Origin of the sequence: Hominisplanchenecus sp., from assembly GCF_046967715.1 — a bacterium.
Taxonomy (GTDB): Bacteria; Bacillota; Clostridia; order Lachnospirales; family Lachnospiraceae; genus Hominisplanchenecus; species Hominisplanchenecus faecis.
Map to the genome: position 1 here is coordinate 1 of NZ_JBKVNQ010000113.1, position 3,476 is coordinate 3,476.

General features: G+C 46.8%; 3 protein-coding genes. All 3 read left to right on the forward strand.

Features of this window, described 5'->3' with window-relative positions; genetic code table 11:
- Positions 1 to 177 precede the first annotated feature (177 nt).
- Positions 178 to 645, forward strand: a complete 468-nt coding sequence (locus ACLTL4_RS11135; RefSeq protein ID WP_147631737.1) for a hypothetical protein — start codon at positions 178 to 180, stop codon at positions 643 to 645.
- Between the two features lie 73 nt (positions 646 to 718).
- Complete coding sequence (locus ACLTL4_RS11140) at positions 719 to 1,537, forward strand: pseudouridine synthase (RefSeq protein WP_412320549.1); 819 nt, start codon at positions 719 to 721, stop codon at positions 1,535 to 1,537.
- Positions 1,513 to 3,474 carry an NAD-dependent DNA ligase LigA gene (gene ligA / locus ACLTL4_RS11145; protein ID WP_173897383.1) on the forward strand — a complete coding sequence of 654 codons (1,962 nt, stop codon included), beginning with the start codon at positions 1,513 to 1,515 and terminating at the stop codon, positions 3,472 to 3,474. Before ACLTL4_RS11140 ends, ligA begins: the two co-directional genes overlap by 25 nt.
- Positions 3,475 to 3,476: the final 2 nt, after the last annotated feature.

Consider the following 3,476-nt stretch of genomic DNA (forward strand, 5'->3'; position numbering starts at 1 on the left):
TTACGAGGTCTGCGAAGCAGGAAGCCCATTGGCTTTAGACAATGGGTAGTTCACTGTGAGAGAATACAGCATACTCAGATTCAATGAGTGCAGTATGAAAAGCTGAAGTATAGAAAAAAAGAAAATGCATATCCTAAATCAGCAAAAAGGCAGAGAGATGATGCAAGGAGGCAGGATATGATTTCTTATGCGGAACAGGAGTTATTGGAAACCATTGTGAAAAATACGAGCAGGTCGCTTCAGGATATTTATACTGTGTTGGGAAAGGTCTATGACGATGAGCTGGCACTGGATCTGAACATACAGGCGGCAGGCTATTCCGGGATCAAAGAAAAGGCGGCAAACTGTCTGTTTGAGACGGGAAATGTTCCGCCGCTGCTTGGTGTGATGGAGCGGGCGAAGCGGTGGGGAATGCTGCAGGCGAAGACGGCATTAAATGTAAATACCGGATATATGGCGAATATGCTGGCAAAAGAAGAACGGCTTCGCAGAAGTGATATGCAGAAAGCAACGCAGAAGCTGGAAATTTGCGGAAAAGAGTCTGAAACGATTGCCCGGGAATTTTTAAATCTTGAAGAAAAGAATATTCGGATTTTGCAGAATTATTGTCGAAAAAAAGAAAAAAAGAGTGCAAAAAACGGATAAAAGAGAGTGTTTGACGGCAGTTGTACAACGTGTTATACTGTACTATACTTTTAAAAGAGCGGGAGAGAAGAACATGCCGGCAAAAAAAGAAAATCGCATGAGAAAAGAGTTCGAAGAAAAAGATATACACCAGGAAGTGCGGCTGAACAAATATTTAAGTGAGGCGGGCGTCTGCTCAAGGCGTGAAGCAGACCGCCTGATCGAAGAAGGAAAAGTATTTGTGGACGGCGTGCGTGCAGAAAATGGCAGGAAGGTAACGGACGAGATGGAGATTACCGTCAACGGAAAACGATGCAGCAGAGGGCAGAAAATGGTTCTGCTGGCGTTTCACAAACCAGAGGGCGTAGTCTGCACGACGGACAGACGCTGGAACGATGTGACCGTGGAGGATGTGCTTCAGTATCCGACACGCGTTTTTTCAGTTGGAAGGCTGGATAAAGATTCCGAAGGACTGCTTTTGGTGACAAACAACGGAGATATCATCAATCAGATCATGCGTGCCGGTAATTATCACGAAAAAGAATATCTGGTGACGGTGGATAAACCGGTTACAGAAGAATTTGTCGAGCAGATGAGCCGGGGTGGGATCCCGGTTCTGGATGCCAGAACCAGACCGTGCAAGGTGGAAAAGATCGGAAAATACCGCTTCCGTATCATTCTGACGCAGGGACTGAACCGACAGATCCGTCGTATGTGCGAGTATTGTGGCTGTCGTGTGAAGAAACTGGTGCGGGTAAGGGTTATGAACATTGAGCTTGGTAATCTGCCAAAAGGACAGTACCGGGATGTGACGGAAGCAGAAATGCAGGAACTTTACCGGCAGTTACGGGCAGGAAGTAAAAAAGCGGGAAAGAGCAGGAGGGGAACATGGACAAAAAACGCGAGAGGATGAAGGAGCTGACAGAGCTTCTGACAAAAGCAGGGAAAGCCTATTATCAGGAAAGCCGTGAGATCATGAGCAATTTTGAGTATGACCGGCTGTATGACGAGCTCCAGAAACTGGAAGAAGAGACCGGGATCGTCCTGGCAGGAAGTCCGACCAGACAGGTCGGTTATGAAGTGCTCGAAGAGCTTCCGAAAGAGCGACACGAGCAGCCGATGCTTTCTCTTGACAAGACAAAAGAAGTCGAAGTGCTGAAAGATTTTGTCGGTGCCCATAAAGTGCTGCTCTCCTGGAAAATGGATGGACTGACCGTCGTACTGACATACCGTGAAGGTACGCTTTTTAAGGCAGTCACACGCGGAAACGGTGAGATCGGGGAAGTTATCACAAATAATGCCAGAGTTTTTGAAAATGTTCCGCTTACGATACCATATAAGGGCGAGCTGGTCCTTCGCGGAGAGGCGGTTATTTCTTATAAAAATTTTGAGAAGATCAATGAAGAGATTGCAGATGTGGATGCAAAATACAAAAATCCGCGAAATCTGTGCAGTGGGTCCGTGCGTCAGCTGAACAATGAGATCACTGCCAGACGCCATGTACAGTTTTTTGCATTCTCCCTGGTGCGTGCGGACGGCGTGGATTTTGAAAATTCCAGAGAAAAGCAGTTTACATGGCTTTCGGAGCAGGGATTCGATGTGGTAGAGCACAAAATGGTGACAAGGGAGACTGTGGAGAAAACCGTTGCCTGGTTTGCAGAAGAAATCGAGAACAATCCGATTCCGTCGGACGGACTGGTAGCCATCTATGATGACATCGCATATGGCATTTCCCTTGGACGGACGGCAAAGTTTCCAAGAGATGCCTTTGCATTTAAATGGGCAGATGAGATAAAGGAAACGCATCTGCTCTCGATCGAATGGAGTCCGTCAAGAACCGGGCTGATCAATCCGGTTGCGATTTTTGAACCGGTGGAGCTGGAAGGAACAACGGTGAGCCGTGCCAGTGTACATAATCTCAGCATTATGAAGGCACTGCAGCTTGGCATCGGTGATACCATTCAGGTTTATAAGGCCAATATGATCATTCCGCAGATCGCCGAAAACCTGACCAGAAGCGGAAACATAGAGATTCCGCAGACCTGTCCGGTGTGCGGCGGCGTAACCAGGATCCAGAGGACGGCAGATGTGGAGACCTTATACTGCACCAATCCGGAGTGTCAGGCAAAGAAGATCAAATCTTTTGCACTGTTTGTCAGCAGAGATGCGATGAATATGGAAGGAATGTCGGAAGCGACTCTGGAAAAATTTATCGGAAGCGGATTTATCCATGAATTTGCAGATATTTTCCGGCTTTCCCGATATAAAGATGCGATCGTTGAGATGGAAGGATTTGGCGAAAAATCCTACGAAAAACTGATGGCGGGAATCGGGCAGGCAAGAAATACGACACTGCCGCGGCTGATCTACAGCCTTGGAATCCCGAACATCGGCGTTGCAAATGCGAAGATGATCTGTAAGGCGTTTGATTATGACCTGGAAAAGATTCGCACTGCAGATGCCGAGACGATGGCGGGGATAGATGGCATTGGAGAGGTGATCGGAGCAGCGGTTGCCGATTATTTCCGGGATGCGAAAAGGGCAGAGCAGCTGGATGATCTGCTTGAGGAGATCCATCTGGAAAAATATGTGCCAAATGAAACAGAACAGATCTTTGCAGGCAAGAATTTTGTGATCACAGGCTCACTGATTCATTTTGCAAACCGCAATGAGCTGAAAGCAAAAATTGAAGAAAAAGGCGGGAAAGTCACAGGTTCTGTCACTTCAAAAACGGATTATCTGATCAACAATGACACACAGTCATCTACTTCAAAAAACAAGAAAGCAAAAGAATTAGAGATACCTGTCATTTCAGAAGAAGATTTCCTTGGTATGCTGGAACAGAGGTGAGA

What these genes read in the sequence shown, in the direction of transcription:
- ACLTL4_RS11135 (WP_147631737.1), top strand. Translation starts at nt 178, where the DNA reads ATGATTTCTTATGCGGAACAGGAGTTATTGGAAACCATTGTGAAAAAT.
- ACLTL4_RS11140 (WP_412320549.1), top strand. Translation starts at nt 719, where the DNA reads ATGCCGGCAAAAAAAGAAAATCGCATGAGAAAAGAGTTCGAAGAAAAA.
- ligA (WP_173897383.1), top strand. Translation starts at nt 1,513, where the DNA reads ATGGACAAAAAACGCGAGAGGATGAAGGAGCTGACAGAGCTTCTGACA.